Here is a 16,210-nt window from a genome sequence, read left to right as displayed (position 1 = left end):
ACTTGCGTGTTATTCATCGCCGATCGCCCGGTAATAAATCCCCCGACCATTGGTCCCGACAAACACTAAGCCAAACTGCTGTTGACTGGCTTCCATTACATTGGGTTGATTGCCGATGGGAATCTCTGGATCGCCGATATTAATCCACGTTTCTCCTAAATCAGGAGACCAAAAAATACTCTCCGGTTGATTAACAATTTTGCCATATAGATATAGGGCGGGTACTTTCTGTCCGGGGGCAGCTTTTCCAAACGAAAATAAATAAGCTTGTTCAACTCCTTTTACCTTGGAAAAACTCTGTCCCCCATCCGGCGATCGATATAATCCGTCCTGGTCTAAACTGATCCAAACTTCTCCCTCAACTCCCGGCATTGTTTTAAGAAAATGCCAATCAGATTTGGGTAAGTTTTGATAAACTGGAGCAAAGGATAATCCGCCATCCTGACTCTGGTAAACTGTGCCTTCATGATAATAATAAAATCGGGTACCATTCACCGCATCAGCCGCTAAAGGTTGAGACCATTTCCAAGGACCTTTCATGCTATCCGGTAAACCTTGAATCGGTTGCCAGGACTGACCATTATCTTGGGTTTGGATGCCTTGAGCATTACTCAGAGTGATAACAAATAGCTGGGGATTGGTGGCTGAGACGGCAACCCGCATGGGCATCATTTCTTCCGGAAATTGAGGGAATCTTTGCCAGGTTAACCCGCCATCAGCGGAGGTGGCACCGCCATAACGAGAATTCCAGCGATCGCCTCCGACTCGGACTAAATGTTCAGGAGATTGTGCCGCATAATCTAGGCTATAAGTCTCTTGAAATGAACCGCGATCGGACCCAAAACGTTGGGGCGGAATCTGATCTAATCGGGAATGATAAAATCCTTCCACATCGGCTACAGCACTCAGGAGTAATGCACCCGTCGGGGGAGAGATGAGCTCAAAGGTAACGACTTGTTCATGACCTTGGCTATAGTTGGTCCAAAGGGGCCGATTTTCGTTAAAATTGTCCGTTTTCCAGACTCCATACCAATCGGATAACCAAACTCGCCCTGAAACAATTGGGTCAAATTCTAAAGCTGACAAATGATTACTAAAATAATCATCCGGCCACCAGGGAACGGTATTATTAATTTGAGATTTTTTCTCAGTCCAAGTTACCCCGCCATCTCGGGAATGGTAGAGTTGCGTTCGGGTGGTTTCGCCATGACTGACGATCAGTTCTTGGGGATGTTGGGGATGAATACTTAATCCATTAAAGGGGGGAGTTTCGCGACCCATCAAGGAGAGAAAAGGATTGTTCGGGGGAGTAATATCGTGCCAGGTTTCCTGGAGATATTTGCTAACCCCTTGGGCATGAGTTACATAGAGAGTGCTATCGGAGGCGACGGCTAATTTAAACGCTTGTGAGGGACTGTCGGGCAGGGGATTCCAGGTTGTTCCGCCATCGGTGGATTCATAGAGGCGATCGCCGTAAACGCTGGCATAAATTTGGCTGGCATCATTGGGGTCAAAAGCGATCGCCAGAATGCCAATTTTTGAGTCTGAAGGGGTGGGAAAACCGGGGATGGGGTTCCAGGTTATTCCGGCATCAAGAGACCGCCACAAGCCATTTTGTCGGGACCCAAATAACAGCAAATTCGAGTCATGGGGACTCACTACCAGGCGATTTCCAGCCCCGCGTAGTTCTTCGTTCCCTCCCATTGGCAGGCGGAGGTCCGACTGCACCCAAGTTTGACCGCGATCGCTAGACTTAAAAATTGTCCCCGGTTCGGCCCATAAATATTTGCCTGCCGCAATATACACCCGGTCGGGATGGTTGGGGTCAAGTGCTAACGCTTCCCCGCCATAGTAACCACTTTCGGACCGAGTAAAGCGATCGGTCAAGGGTATCCACCGGGTCTGGGTTGCGTCCCAGCGATAGAACCCTCCCATATCGGTTCGGATATATACTAAGTTAGGCACTTGGGGATGGAGATAGAGGCCCGTGACATATCCCCCGCCGCCTAGGGCTACGTTATTCCACCCCGGCTCAAACTCCGTTTGTACCGCTGGGGGTTGTATCTGTGCTGGAGACTGGCAACCCGTGAGGGCGATCGGGGTTAATAGAGCAACGGCTAAACGTGCGAGACTTTTGGGGAAAGAGATCCTCCAGTTTAAACCCCTGGGGTGGCTGTTCATCGGTGGGTTACTCGGGGTCAATTGCGAGGATCTTCTCCATGATTATCTTTCCAAACTTGCTCTCCCAACCAAGTTAAATTGGTGGGATTTTCACAGCTATCAATATGATGACCTCCGCCATTATCCGTAGTGGTTAATTCAAAATTATCGCCCCCCCACCAAGCCCAAACAATGCGTCCAATATTTCGAGGCACGGCTGTATTGAACATGAACTCAACAGGAGACTTAAATTCGGCATTTTTTTCCACCCCATATTCTCCGATAATCAGGGGGATATTTTTGGCGATCGCTCGGTCTAAATAATCGGCCATTTTGGTCTCAGAATATTTCCATTGGTCATAAAAATGGACACTAAACACTAAATTATCATAGCGTTTACCGTTAAAATTCATAAGTTTTTGAGACTGTCCTAAAATAGCACTTTTTTCTGAAGAAACTGCTTTAGAATTCCACTCTCCTACATCTTGACCCCAGTAATGCCCATCAATCACGATAATGTTCTCTGCGCCGACTTCATCGCGAATCACTTTAATGACTTCTTGATGAACTTTCAACCATTTATCAATATTGGCACTACTTTCATGACCCCCCGGTTCATTCATCACATTGAACCAGACATAAGGGTTATCTTTATAGGTAGTGGCTAGGTCTCGATAGAAATCTTTGAGGGTTTCTAAATCTTCCCCTTCATAGTAAGACCCGGTGCGGTCATGGGGTTCCACCATTGTGACTAAACCGCGCCCGGTGTAAACGTCAATAATTTCTTCAATCGTGCCATTTTCCTCGTAGGATTCTTCCCCGCCTAACAGTCGGATATTCACTCGCACGGTGTTGAAATTCCAACAGTCTGCCACTAAATCAACATAGCTTGGGGTATTTCCCGGCCAGCCAAAATCAGGACCATTGATATTGGTTCCTTTAATCAGAAATTCTGAGCCATCGGGGGCATAAATTTTACTATTTTTTACTTCAAAATTGCCTCGATTCTGGGCGAAGCGATCGCGATTTTCGAGAGCAAGGGACCCAATAGCGAACACCGTGGCAGATGCTGCCAATGCGATCGCCGTACCCGCTAAAACAGAGGTGCGCATCTTTCCTTGAAACCAATGGTTAAACATTGTCACAATCCGATCAGGTTTTCAGTGGGTTGAGGTCAAAACTGGTTTGTAAAAACCTTAAATAGACCGTCATCAGGGGGCTTAATCTGGAAAGCCCTAACCGGATAGGGTGAGGGCTTTCTCTCTATTTTAACGGACGATCGCCAGCGATCGCCAAGGGCTATTTGATAGAGACCCCGATTTCGATACTGGATGGGGAGGTTTCCGGATGGCGATCGCGGTGAATTTTCTGCTGTTGGGTGGAACCATTTAACTGATTGCCGCGATTTTCAATCCAGCTATAAATGGAGGGAGGTAACAATCGTAAGACATAGGCAGCAATTAGGGTTAAAACCGTGCGCCGGGGCTCTTCTAGGAGGATGCGCCAGTAGGTCCCTAGCGCTCGATTCATCAACTCTACGGCAACTTTGCCATTTTTGACGCGAATGGCACTGCGGGCTAAATATCGCAGTTCATAGGCGATCGCCAAATCCCACCATTGAGCGATCGCATCCGGTGCGTAGGACCGGGTTTTTTCTAACACCTGTTCCCAACTTTCAAGCTGCTTAAGATAGTTCGCCGAAAGACCCCCTGTATTCACCCGGTATAAGGTAAGTGCTTCAGGAATTCCCTCAAATTTCCAGTCGGTGGTTAACGCCATTCTTAACCAGCATTCAATATCTTCCGACTGCCGAAATGCTTCATCAAAGTAAAATTTTTCTACCGTACCGTAGCGGTTTTCTTCAAATTCAATAGCATCAAAAACCTCTCGTCGAATGACTGGAGTTGAGCCATTTCCTAAAGGACTACCCCGCAACAAACAAGGCACATCAATATCGGTTAATTGGGGCATCAAATAGGTTCCGGTAGGATTGCCCGCTTCATCAATTAAAGCGGAACGACAGAAACTAATTCCGACATCCCCCGCCCTATCCAGATGTTCAATATGTTTTGCTAGTTTCTCCGGTTCCCACAAATCATCACTATCTAAAAAGGCTAAATATTCACCTTGGGCGTGACGAATTCCCGTGTTTCTCGCTCCCGCTAATCCCCGATTGGCTTGGCGGATAATTTTAATTCGGGGGTCATCAAACTGTTTCTCACAAATTTCTATACTCCGGTCCGGTGACCCATCATCCACGATTAATACTTCAAAATGAGCATAGGTTTGAGCTAAAACTGAGCGAATGGTTTCGGCAATATATCGCTCGACATTGTAAACGGGAACAATCACAGAAACAAATTTCATCGGTTTACTATCCTCAGTTTAAAAACTCAATCAATTGTCTAGTTACGCTGTTCGCGCAGAATTCGTTTTTGTTGCGCCAGTCCCGCCATTTTCATCCCTCGGGCTTCGATTTGTTTATAAATAAATGCGGGTAAAAGATAGAGGGAATAGGCTGCCGCTAAAGTGAGAAAGGTCCGGCGAGGCTCATCCCGGGCGATTTTCCAGGAGGTTAACAGCGCTTGATTTGCCAGTTTCACCGCTTGTTTTCCCTTGCCGAGACTGACCATTCTGCGGGATAAAAAGCGAATTTGATAAGCCCGCGCCATACTGCCCCATTCTGCCACGAGTTCAGGCGCATAAGTGGCAGTTTTAAGCAGCATTTTTTCTAAGGAAGCTATCTGCTGATCAACCTTAGTTGAAGCCCCTGCTAAATTAACGCGGTAGAGGGTAAGTGCTTCAGGAATACCTTCCACTTGCCAATCACTTTTTAGGGCAATTCGGAGCCAGCATTCTACATCTTCTAAGTGGTGAAGACTCTCATCAAAATAGGAAATTGATGCACCATTATTTCGGGTTGAGGGATGTTTAATTGCTTCAAGGGCAGCCCGACGAATTACTGGAACTGACCCATTACCAATGGGGTTTCGGCAGAGAATATGATGGGGTTCAATATTGTGAAGCCGGGGCATTTGATAAATTCCCAAGGGCATTCCTTTGAGGTCAATAAACGCAGAACGACAAAAACTAAGGCCAATTTTGGGGGATTTTTCTAAATGTTCAACGTGCTTTTCCAGCTTTTCCGGAGCCCAGATATCATCCCCATCAATTAAGGCAACATACTCTCCCTTGGCTTGCGCAATTCCCCGATTTCGGGCGGCTGATACCCCTTGGTTCTCTTGATGAATCAGAGTGATGCGGGGGTCATCAAAGGTTTGAATAATTTCTATACTGCGATCGCTTGACCCATCATTGACAAGCAGGATTTCAAAATTAGAGTACGTTTGATTGAGAATTGACTGAATGGTTTCCGCAATATAGGTTTCAACATTATAAACCGGAACCACTACCGAAACTAGCTTCATAATGACTGGTTAGATTGAGAAAGTGAGTAAATTTTAAAACAGTTTAGGGAGAACCTGGTTTCCCTACGGCTAGAAAATCGAGGGTTGAGAAGGAACGGCAACAGAGGGGTTAAATTTTATACTGAAAAACTTGACGTTTTTGAAACCATCCTGCTACTTTCATTCCAAGGTCTTCGAGTTGTTGATAAATGGGTTTAGGCAGCACTGAAAGAACTGTGGCAGCCCCTAGGGTAACTACCGTGCGTTTCGGTTCTTCTAGCACCATTTTGGGGTGAGTGGCGATCGCAATCCAGGCTAATTTTAGGGCGGTTATTCCATCCTTTAATGTAACTGCCCGACGCGCCAAATATCGCAAGTGATAAGCGCGGGCTGGATTTTCCCATTGAGCGACGGCATCCGGTGCATACTGCCGAGTTTTTTCGATAACTTGTTCCCAAGACTCTTGTTTTTTTAAGAGTTTGGCCGAGAGTCCATGAGAATTCACCCGATACAAGGTTAAAATTTCGGAAATTCCTTCCATTTTCCAATCCGTTTGCAGAGCAATTCTAAACCAACAATCGAGGTCTTGTGATCCTTCTAATCGCTCATCCCAGTAAAAATCGTCCTGAGTTCCATAGAGGTCATCTTGGAATTTAATATCTTCAAATACCTCTTTACGAAGGACAGCACAGGATCCATTACTAATAGGATTACGACAGAGGACATCTTTAACCGTAATGTCAGTGAGTTTAGGCATTTGATAGAGTCCCATAGGGTTTCCTGCTTCATCAATAAAAGCGGATTGACTATAGCTAATGCCCACTTGTGGGGACTGTTCTAAATGCTCAATATGCTTGGCGAGTTTTTCAGGGAACCAGAGGTCATCCCCATCAAGAAAAGCAATATAGTCTCCTTGAGCTGCCCGCAGTCCCGCATTTCGAGCGGCATTTGCCCCTTTATTTCTCTGACGAATTAATTTTAATTTGGGTTCCTGAAATTGTTCGCAAATTTCAGCGGTTCGGTCGGTTGATCCATCATCAATTACAATCAATTCAAAATGCTTGTAAGTTTGGGCTAACACAGATTGGATGGTGTCAACGATATACTGTTCTAGGTTATAAACGGGAACGATGACAGAAATAAATTTCATAGATTTAACCCTGCAATTTACTAAAGGACTTAAGGAGAGGGTTGTTCTTTTTAAAAGGGGATACAAAAGAGGGGAATGGCCTGGGGGAAACGGTGATTAACGGTTCCCCCGAGTAAGGATTAGCGATTGCGGTTGAACGCATACCGACTCGCCCAAATCGTATAGGCCGGTAAGGCGATCGCATGAACGAGTAATACGGTTACTGCTAACCCAATCACTTGCCACTGGAGGCCGATAAACAGGCTGATGGTAAAGATTGTGGTAAAGATAATATTCCACTTAAAATCGATATCCGGTCGGCCAATTGCCACCATTAATTGAGAGGCAGCATCCCCAAACGGACGAGGGATAGCAGAGAGACAGATTAGCATTAAAACCGGAATGGCTCCGATCCATTTTTCTCCAAAGACAATCGGGACATAGAACGGGGCCATTGTGGATTGTAAGAGGGCTAAGGGAATGATTAAAGCAGCAATTACCTTTAAGCTCTTATAGAACTGCTGTTTCATTTTTACCCAGTCTTGTCGGAGTGCACATAAATGAGGTAAGAGGGCAGCATTAATGGATTTAATAATGCTCAAGCTAATGCCCAATCCAGCATTAAAGGCAAAAAAGTAAGCGCCTAGCTCCGTAATTCCTAAAAAGCGACCCACGAGGATATAATCCAGATTCGTTCTCAGGGTCTTTAATAGTTCAATGCCCAAGACATTTTTCCCAAACCCAAAAATCTCTTTCCATTTATCGTTCCGAAAACCTCCTTTTGGCCGCCAAGAGTGGTTGCGGAGGTAGATATAAGCCCATAAAGGGGTTACCATAATTTTCGGAATGACAATGGCCCAAATTCCCCATCCTAAGACCGCAAAAACCAGGGATAACAAGTTACTGGTTCCCTGGACAGCGGTATGATTGAGCGCTTGAATTTCTAAGCGATTTTCTCGACGGAGTAAGATGGCTTGCACGACCCCTAACGGGGTGATTAAAAAGACACCTCCTAAAACGGCGATGGGGAAAATTAGATTGGTATCGCTATAAAACCAGGCAATGGGAAAAGCAACCAGGGCCTGACCCAGAAATAAGCCGCCATAGAGGACCCAACTCATCCAATAAGCATTTCGGCAGAGGTCTTCGAGTTCTTCGGGTTCGGCTTGAATCAGTTTGGCACCGATGCCAATGTCGGTAAAAACATGGGTAAATTCATAAGTGGTTAAGACAATGGCTGCCAATCCATAATCGTACTGGGTTAAAAACCGGGCTAAGACCACGGTTGTCAGTAAGCGGACAATTCGGATGGCAAATTCGGCCCCGGTTAGCCAGCCAATATTCTGAACAAATTTGTTACTGAGCTTCTTTTTAACCTTAGTTTGTAACGTTGCAAAGTTCATGTTCCCACACCTTAGATCGCCAATATTGAGGTTCTTCTTCCAAAGAATGTCCATCTTCGAGCATAAATTGATAGCCCTGATAGGCACTCAATCGCACGATCGCTGTTGCTTCCGCTAATGTCAGGTTTGGCCCATCTGTACTAGAGAGAAACTTGACTGCGGACTCAAAAGCTTGAGTGGGAGACCACTGCAAGCACCAATAGGCGACCTGTAGGATGTAATACGCGAGGTCGAGGTAGGGAAACCCTTCCGCTACACCATATTCCCAGTCAATGGCAAAAATATTGCCATCGGGCGATCGCAACAGGTTCCAGGGGGAAAAATCCCCATGTAGGGCGACAATCGGCCAGGGGCGACGGTCCAGGGCTTCTAACCACTTGATGGCGAAGGGTTCGGCTGTTTGTTGGAACGATTGAACCCAAGGATGCTCATGTAGGGGCACAGGTGGGGCGATCGCATACTGATCGAGGAGAGTGAGAATCGCGGGTTCTGGGGGAAGCGTTCCACAAGAGATATGTTTTCCCTGAATCGGTTCGATTAAAAGGGCAGTCCCCTTACTCAATGGGCCAAATTTTAAGGGTCGGGGTTGGACATCCAATTGAGAAAGAACGGCGTATTCCCGGGCGATGCGATCGCAGGCGATGGGTTTGGAAGAGTATTTCAAATATCCAATCACTTCATTGCGATCGTTCCAAAGTTGGGCGGTAATTTTCTGCGCTTTACCCGGAACACCGACGGAAAGGGCGGCCCAACTAAACTCGGGTAAAACCTCCCGGACAAACCCTTTAATATCGATTGATCCCGACTTTTTTCGGTTGGCAAATATGATCGGTGACGGGCCTAACGCCACCCGAATTCGATACAAAATTCGCCTCAGTTTTGGGGGCAAGGCAATGGCATCGGGTTCCACCGAGGGCGGAGGACATAAGGAGCTTCCTTTCCACCGCTGCGAAAAATTTTCAGCCGGGACAAAAAGCCGAGGAGCATTCCAATCCGGCAGTGCGATAACTGGTGTTCCCCTCGTAAAAAAACGATCCCAGCGCATGGACTTTTTCATTAAATATCTTCCTTTCTATTGATGATTGAGATGTTGATCAGAACTTTTAAAAAAACAGACCGATTTTAACTTTGAGTTAATTCCAGCAGTAAGTTTTCCCATTTTGTTAAAAATTGGGTCCGGGCATCTTTGACCGAGTTCCGCCCATTTTGCCCCCAAGTCAACAGGTCATGATCGCCCAAGGAGGCGATCGCCTCGGCCAATTTAACGGGATCTTCTGGGGGAACCAAAATCCCACAATTGTCCACTTGTTCTCGTAACCCATCAATATCTGAGGCAATCACGGGTTTTCCTGCGGCTTTGGCTTCCATGCAGACTAATCCAAAGGGTTCCCAGCGTGATGAAATGACCACTGCATCACATCCTTCTAAAAACTGCGGAACATCGTCAATTGCCCCACAAAATGTCACGTTTTTTAAGCCGATGGCGCGCTCTTTCAAGTCATCTTTGTCCGGGCCATCACCTCCTAAATATAAATTCACAGTATGTTGGGGAATTAACTTCATGGCCTCTATCAAAATGTCAAATCCTTTTTGTTGGCAGAATCGACCATAGGCGGCTAAATGAATTTCTTTGCGGGGCTGGCGATCGGACACTTCTAGGAATTCTTTCAGTTTGACCGCTGGATTAATTTTATAAAGCTTTTCAGCCTCTACGAGGTTGTTTTTAAACATCCAATCGGCTTGGTCTTCGGAAACTGCCACCACGCGATCGGCTAAAGCGTAAGAAATTTTTAGCATCAACCGGAAGCGCTTTTTCTCAGGAACTTGATGGGTTTCAAATCCCGCCGTGTAGTGATGCTCGATAATCACCACTTGGGTTTTTCTTTTCCGGAGATATAACCAGAGTAAATTCGGGATTCTCTTCCAGGTACAGGCTTTATTAATCACCACGACATCGGGAGTCACCCGTTCATTGATGGCTTCATGGGCATCGAGGCACACGGTTTTAAAGTCAAACTGTTTGGATAGATAAGAACCCGTCAAACTATCCACCATTGTCATCACACCGCCCATCTTTTTATCAGAAATCAGAAATAAGATACGTTTCTTTTTCATCAGTGTCGCTCCAAACGATTAATTGTTCTTTAAAGGCCATGCCCATCAGAATCAAACAGGGCCAATAGAGGTAAGCCAAACCCTGAACATTTTCCGCAAAAGTGAACAAAAATAAAACTATCAGAAATTGTAAGCTAACTTTAGCAATTTGAGAGTGCTGGGCTTTAATCAGCATTTCTATGAAGGTCCAAATCATGGGAATCGCGATGGCGAAAAAGCCGACGAGTCCATGCAGAAACAACACCCCAACCCAAGTATGGTGAGAGCCAACGGGCATATATTCCACCACTTTTGGTCCTTTCGGTTGAAGAATGCCATGTCCCCAAATAGGGGCATCCATTTTCCATCGATAAAGGGCTATTTCTTGGAGTTGATCTCGAACGTGGGAAGAACTAGCCCGGGCTTGAGTAAATCGATTTTTAACGGCGCTGAGAAACTCGATCAAGGCGGGTGCAAATAGCCCTAAGCCTAAACTGGCAAACCCGGATGTAAAGATTACCCAAGGTCTTAAAAAATGGGTCAATCCCCACACCGCGACAGGAACCAAAGGCAAGGCGATAATTCCTAAGCGAGAAACCGATGAAACCGCCATTGCTGCTGCCCCCACCATCCCCCACCACCGCCATTTTTTGTCTTGCTCTTGTTGAACGATCGCAAAGTACATATTGCCAATCATTCCTAACGCCGGTGCCCAAGGTGCGAATAAAAACATTCGCGTTTGACCCCCTTCGGAATCATACTGATAGAGTAAATTGACGTTGTATAAAGAACCCCCTCCAAAAGCTTGCAAAGGAGAAGTATAGAGCTTGCTCGGAAGACCGGCCATGCTAAACAGATAACCGAAGGGAATCAAAATCAAACTTTGAATACAAAGAATAGCGATCGCTCGATAAATCAACTTTGGGCGAATATCTAAATGAGCGGCGAGGGGAAAGAGTGCCAACAGCGCCCAGCTTCGGAGCCATCCATTCACCGTAGAGCGAATGATTTGCGGTAATCCCATTCCAAACTCTATATGACCCATGATTAACGCGATGTGCATGATGAACATCGCCACAATCCACAGCCAGTTCGAGGGAGTAAACCTGACCCGTTCTTCTAGGGGTGTCTCCTCCGTTTGGTTCCACCATTTTTTTAGCACATAAAATAGCAGAACATAAGATAACAGAGGGGCAAGTACATACTGAGCGCCTATAAAGTAAATGATATAAGTGCCAAGAATGTAATACCACACTAACTTTTCAGGTAGATTTTCTGGCTTCATCGCTTAGACACTGCGGTAGAGGAATTTTGCTGAGGGTAAGCTGAGTTAACGGGAATCGGTTGGGGTTTAGGCTCTAGGATTACCCCCTGTTTACGCCGTTGATTTTTGACATCCCGCATCCACAGCAGCAGAAATCCAGTGGTAAAAAAGATCGAACTCATGCCTGCACCAAGTAAGGCTAAAACTTTTTTAGGCGAACTCGGTTCTTCAGGCAAGGCCGGTGGCGTCAACATTTGAATCCGTGGATAGCTGGCAAAAATGTTAGATTTACTGATATCAAGCTGGGTTAAAGTTGAAGAAAACACCGCTTCGGCGATTTGAACGTCCCGGCGTAAATTTTCCAGTTCTGACCCCTGCACGGACAAGGTTTTTAAGCGATTTTCCAAGCTGGCAATCTGCGATCCTAACTCTTGGGATTGTGCTTCTAAGCCCACATTTTCGGTTTGAAATGTAATTAACTCTTGGAAAAAGAGGTCTCGCTTAGAGGCATTGTCGCCACTTCCTAAGTTGGTTTGTTCCCAGATTTCCGGATCAAAGGGTCGCCCGACAATTTGCTGACTCCGTTGGGTTAATTGTTCTCGGGCTTCGTCGATTTCTTGTTGTTTAGCCAGAACCACAGGATGACGCGGAGTATAAACCGAGGTCAAGGTCGTTAACTCACCCCTCGCCGTTTGATATTTCAGCAGAGAGTCTTGAAATAAAGCATCAGACTGTAAGGCAAAGGCTTCGTTTGCTTCTGCGGGGGAAAGGTCTAAGTTTTGAGTAATTTGGACCATTCGGGCATTACTTTGCCGATTCAGGGCATCCACTTCCGCTTTTTGCTTCCGTAAGGCTTCAATGGTTTTTGAGAGATCAACCAATTGCTCAGAAGACATGATGCTGGAGCTAACTTGATACTCAGATAATCTAGCCTGGGCCTGTTCTAAGTTTTGCTGAGACTGACTGAGCAACATTTGTAAGCTGCGGTCCTGATCACTGATTTCTTCTTGCCTGAGTGCCTCTAACTGAAGTTCAAAGGCTTGGTGGAGGGCGGTTGCCTTTTGTTGAGCGAGTTGGGGAGTATCTCCGACAATTTCAAACTCCATTAGGGTGGAGTTGCCGATAATCTCGATCTTGGGTTTATTGAAGGCTTTCAGGTCGAGATTGAGCAATTGGGCTGCGCGGCTTCTCACCTCATCGCTTCCAGCAATATATTTGTAATTTTCCCGAGGGTCGTGGTGGGAATCATATCGGTAGGGAGAGTCGGTTTGGGAGGAAGCGATCCCAATATCGGGTAAGTCTACGCGGGTTGTAGAACCCGTACTCGGTAACGTGATCGACCATTTTGTCGTATAGTTTGGGGCTTTGAGGGTAATATAGGCGATCGCCAGCCCCCAAACCACCAGATTCGTTGTAATTCCTAAAAATAAGTAAATAGGCCACCGGCTTTTTTTAGACACAGAGCCTGACTTGGTATTATAATGAGAAAAGATTTTTACAGCATCATTCATAACTTTATCCTCTTCCTATCAGCAGCGATACTCACGGGGGTCTGTTGCTCAATTCAGACCCAGACAATCAGTGCGATCGCACAGTGGTAAATGCAGCCGGTCTTCCGATATTTAAGGAGTTAGTGGGTCAGGCCATCCCACCCCCTTTCAGAGTCCCGCCATTCTACTAGAGTTCGACCCGATAGAAAGTCTCCCCATCTTTAAGCGTTCTGTTTGGGATTTGTCCTCACACTGGACAGTCCATTTCAGGTCCGCTTTTGACTCTCGGAGTTCTCTATCGCTTGCTTATAATTCTCATCGATCAGTTGTAAAGCTCTCATCTGCCATTGGGATGAAGTTTTGAGGTGATTTTTTCTAAAAAAAACTTCCAATAGCTGATTACTACGCTAAAAATGAAGATTTACGGACCATGCCGCCAAGAAATAGCATAAAACTCTCTCCCTGTCATCTATACTCCAGGGTGTAAATCGTCCTACTTCATTGGGTCAAGTTTAGAAACGTGGATTACATTTGTTCCCACGCTTACTCCTAGAGGCGGATCTATCGGAAATCCCCTAGCCTGGAAGGGTGGAATCACATAAAATAAAGCCCGCTTGGGCGGGCTAATTTCAACAAATGCTTTGAGGTTACAAACCCCTTGTCTTTACACAATCTTTAATAATCAGCCATTTATTACCCCGGAGAAAGCCTGTTTTTTCTCCTTTTTATCTAATCCCCACCCGAAAGCTTTCCGGCGTTGAGCCTTAAAATATCAGCACCGTATGAATAAGATAAATCGAGTTTTTTGAGAAAATCTGTAGCAATTCGCACAAAATTTTGTCCAAAAATCTGGTTTTTAATCGGTACTGTACCGATCGCCTACGGCTCAGAACCAAAGGTGTTCACTCAACAGACTTTTAGATATTCACTATATATATACAGCGAGTCTAAATCATAGGGGATGCTTGCGGCATAGCAAACAAGTCCCTAAAAAGCGTTAAACTCCCGAATTCAGCCAGGATTCGGGAGTATGGGGTAACTGTGGGGCATGAATTGTCATGCCCCGAAATCTATTAAGCGCCCTTACCGATATCCGTCACGCCAAATAAAGCTTGAGCATCGACACGGGGGATACTGGGGGCGTAAAATCCACCGGAGAACAAGCGATCTTGCTGTTGAGCAAAGATGGGTAGGGCATTGCGAACCTCTGCGGCAACTTCCGTGGTTTTCACGTCGTAGGTTTGAGTCGCCACTTTCGGATATAACCCAATTCCGATAATGGGCAATAACAGACAAGCGGCGATCGCAATTTCCCGAGGTTTCGCATCCATGAACTCCCACGCCTCGACATTCACCATTGGCTCAACTTTGCCGTAGAACACCTGGCGCAGCATAGAGAGCAAATAAATGGGGGTGACAATTAAACCCACGGCAGCTAACCCAATCACCACCACTTTAAACGGGGTGCTGTAAGCGTAACTGGTGGAAAGTCCCAAAAATACGGTCAACTCACTCACAAATCCACTCATCCCCGGTAACGCCAAGGATGCCATTGCACCGGCAGTAAATAGGGCAAATACTTTAGGCATCAACTTCGCCAAACCGCCCATTTTTTCCATTGCCAGGGTATGAGTGCGATCGTAGGTGACTCCAGCGAGGAAGAATAAAGCGGCAGCAATCAATCCGTGAGAGATCATTTGCAAAACAGCACCGCTGATTCCCAGTTCCGTTAAAGAAGCAATCCCAATCAAGACAAATCCCATGTGGGAAATGGAAGAATAGGCTAAACGCCGCTTGAGGTGATCTTGCCCAAAGGCACTCAATGCGCCATAAACAATATTCACGACCCCCAGGATTGCTAGAACTGGGGCAAAGTAGAGATGGGCATTGGGAAGCATTTCCAGGTTCATGCGAATTAAGGCATAGCCGCCCATTTTCAGCAAGACCCCAGCTAAAATCATGGAAACTGGGGCAGAGGCTTCTCCGTGAGCGTCAGGGAGCCAGGTATGCAGGGGGAAAATGGGGAGTTTGACGCCAAAGGCGATGAACAACCCAGCATAAAGCAGCAATTCTAAGGCAATGGGATAATGTCTGGCACTCAGTTCGGCCATATTAAAGGTAATGGTATCGCCGTAGAATGCCATTGCTAAGGCTGCGACCAGAATAAAGATAGAAGCTAATGCAGTATATAAAATGAATTTAGTCGCGGCATAGAGGCGTTTTTCCCCACCCCAAATCGAAATGAGCAGGTAAACCGGCACGAGTTCGATTTCCCACATCAGGAAGAACAGCAGCATATCCCCAGCGGCAAAGACGCCAATTTGGGCGCTGTACAAGACCAACATCAGGGCATAGAATAACCGGGGCTTTTTGGTGACGTTCCACCCGGCGGCAATGGCAAGGGTGGTGACTAAGGCGGTTAAGACAATCAGGGGCATGGAAATGCCATCAACGGCGAGGGTCCAGTTTAGCCCCAGTTGAGGGATCCAGGGGTAAGATTCAGCAAGCTGCAATTCGGGGTTCTGGAGGTCGTAGTTTTGCCAAAAAGCGACTAGGGTGAGGGCGAGTTCGATCGCGCCGACGCCTAAGCTGTAAAGGCGAATGGTTTTACCCTCTTGATCGGGAAGTACCGGGATGACTAAGGCCGCTAGGAGCGGGAAAAGAATTATAGTGGTTAGCCAGGGAAAGTCTATGCTTAACATAGATGGTAATAAATACTTATTGCTTACTCTTTTAGTTTATTAAGCTATATAAAGTTTTGAAAAGGGATGTTAAGTAAAAATCATCAATAGGACTGATAAGCTAGTATAAATGCTTATCATGGTGAACAGTTCAGTCCCTATTGGGGGATTGAGGTCCCTTGAATTCTCGGGATTCCTTCCTGGCGATCGCCATCACCGCACCTGATTGGGTTAGATCACTGCTAAACCTCGTTAGAATCACGGAGGGGGTTCAGTAGAATCACGGGCGATCGCGAGAAAACACGGGATGATAAAGATGTCGAGTTCAACACCCTACTGATGTATTACCTCAACTTGCTCCCCGGTGCCATTCCTGAACTACTTGCCACGGTCCAAGATACCCACTGCATCACCAAAGCCGATCGCTATGGACTGATGGCCGCGATTTTAGATGAATCCCTCAGCGACGAGGACCGCTTCAGTCTCGATCGCCTCCTCCGTTCTCTGTGCCGGGGACGGGTGCAAGTCGTGGATGAACTCTCCATCGTCCGGTAAGCTCTCCTAGGCCCACCCCGGCGCTTC

Annotated in this window: 12 protein-coding genes; 1 reads left to right on the top strand and 11 read right to left on the bottom strand. The window is 46.3% G+C overall.

The features are described 5' to 3' along the window. Positions 1-9 precede the first annotated feature (9 nt). The 11 genes from NG796_RS08105 to NG796_RS08055 form a co-directional block, all read right to left on the bottom strand. Positions 10-2,202 carry a hypothetical protein gene (locus NG796_RS08105; protein WP_261205394.1) on the bottom strand — a complete coding sequence of 731 codons (2,193 nt, stop codon included), beginning with the start codon at positions 2,200-2,202 and terminating at the stop codon, positions 10-12. Continuing rightward, on the bottom strand, positions 2,199-3,272 hold the full coding sequence (locus NG796_RS08100) for a glycoside hydrolase family 5 protein (protein ID WP_261205393.1): 1,074 nt from the start codon (positions 3,270-3,272) through the stop codon (positions 2,199-2,201). Before NG796_RS08100 ends, NG796_RS08105 begins: the two co-directional genes overlap by 4 nt. Positions 3,273-3,459: 187 nt before the next feature. Continuing rightward, positions 3,460-4,527, bottom strand: coding sequence for a glycosyltransferase family 2 protein (locus NG796_RS08095; protein WP_261205392.1), 1,068 nt, complete (start codon positions 4,525-4,527; stop codon positions 3,460-3,462). A gap of 38 nt (positions 4,528-4,565) precedes the next feature. Then, on the bottom strand, positions 4,566-5,588 hold the full coding sequence (locus tag NG796_RS08090) for a glycosyltransferase family A protein (RefSeq protein WP_261205391.1): 1,023 nt from the start codon (positions 5,586-5,588) through the stop codon (positions 4,566-4,568). Positions 5,589-5,697: 109 nt separating this feature from the next. Beyond that, positions 5,698-6,717, bottom strand: a complete 1,020-nt coding sequence (locus tag NG796_RS08085) for a glycosyltransferase family 2 protein (RefSeq protein WP_261205390.1) — start codon at positions 6,715-6,717, stop codon at positions 5,698-5,700. A 119-nt stretch (positions 6,718-6,836) separates the two neighbouring features. Further along, a complete protein-coding gene (locus NG796_RS08080) occupies positions 6,837-8,099 on the bottom strand; it encodes a lipopolysaccharide biosynthesis protein (protein ID WP_261205389.1) in 1,263 nt (420 codons plus the stop codon). After that, positions 8,074-9,144 carry a phosphotransferase family protein gene (locus tag NG796_RS08075; protein ID WP_261205388.1) on the bottom strand — a complete coding sequence of 357 codons (1,071 nt, stop codon included), beginning with the start codon at positions 9,142-9,144 and terminating at the stop codon, positions 8,074-8,076. Before NG796_RS08075 ends, NG796_RS08080 begins: the two co-directional genes overlap by 26 nt. A 77-nt stretch (positions 9,145-9,221) precedes the next feature. Next, positions 9,222-10,214: a glycosyltransferase family 4 protein gene (locus NG796_RS08070; protein ID WP_261205387.1), complete on the bottom strand. Its 993-nt coding sequence runs from the start codon at positions 10,212-10,214 to the stop codon at positions 9,222-9,224. Then, on the bottom strand, positions 10,180-11,478 hold the full coding sequence (locus NG796_RS08065; RefSeq protein WP_261205386.1) for an O-antigen ligase domain-containing protein: 1,299 nt from the start codon (positions 11,476-11,478) through the stop codon (positions 10,180-10,182). The genes NG796_RS08070 and NG796_RS08065 overlap by 35 nt, the downstream gene beginning before the upstream one ends. After that, entirely contained in the window at positions 11,475-12,968 is a 1,494-nt protein-coding gene (locus tag NG796_RS08060; protein ID WP_261205385.1) for a GumC family protein, read from the bottom strand. Before NG796_RS08060 ends, NG796_RS08065 begins: the two co-directional genes overlap by 4 nt. 1,052 nt (positions 12,969-14,020) lie before the next feature. Further along, on the bottom strand, positions 14,021-15,649 hold the full coding sequence (locus NG796_RS08055) for an NAD(P)H-quinone oxidoreductase subunit 4 (RefSeq protein ID WP_261205384.1): 1,629 nt from the start codon (positions 15,647-15,649) through the stop codon (positions 14,021-14,023). A gap of 318 nt (positions 15,650-15,967) precedes the next feature. Between NG796_RS08055 and NG796_RS08050 the strand changes: the two genes are divergently transcribed. Then, the gene (locus NG796_RS08050; RefSeq protein WP_261205383.1) at positions 15,968-16,183 is read left to right on the top strand and encodes a hypothetical protein; all 216 of its coding nucleotides are present in this window, start codon (positions 15,968-15,970) and stop codon (positions 16,181-16,183) included. Positions 16,184-16,210: the final 27 nt, after the last annotated feature.

The organism is Laspinema sp. D2d, from assembly GCF_025370755.1.
In the GTDB taxonomy this organism is placed as follows: domain Bacteria; phylum Cyanobacteriota; class Cyanobacteriia; order Cyanobacteriales; family Laspinemataceae; genus Laspinema.
Note: the sequence above shows the minus strand (reverse complement) of the source record. Positions and strands in the feature narration are given on the sequence as shown.